This is a genomic window from Bacillus cereus group sp. BfR-BA-01381 (assembly GCF_022663555.1).
GTDB classification, from domain to species: domain Bacteria; phylum Bacillota; class Bacilli; order Bacillales; family Bacillaceae_G; genus Bacillus_A; species Bacillus_A pacificus.
The window spans coordinates 1-282 of the sequence record NZ_JAKUFR010000279.1 but is presented as its reverse complement, the minus strand read 5'-3'; the positions used below and the strand labels follow the sequence as shown (position 1 = coordinate 282).

Sequence of the window (282 nt, the reverse complement as noted above, 5' to 3'; positions counted from 1 at the left end):
TACAAGTAATAGTCTTCCATTCGTAATCAGCTTGAATTGATCGCGAAATGATACAGACGTACCTTTTTTTAAGTTAGAAGGAATGAGCATACTGTTGGCGATTAAGGCAACGATTCCAATTGCCACAATTACCATAAACGATGCTCTCCATCCAAATTGCTGACCGATAAATGTTCCAATTGGCACACCTGTAATGGTCGCAACCGTTAAACCAGTAAACATAAATGCAATTGCACTCGCACGTTTATTCTCAGGTACAAGCGCAGCCGCAATTGTGGATCC

General features: G+C 41.1%; 1 protein-coding gene. It reads right to left on the bottom strand.

Annotation, left to right across the window (positions count from 1 at the left end; translation table 11 throughout):
• Nucleotides 1-282: MFS transporter (locus MR079_RS28670; RefSeq protein WP_242295106.1), on the bottom strand; the 282-nt coding region annotated here is incomplete at both ends.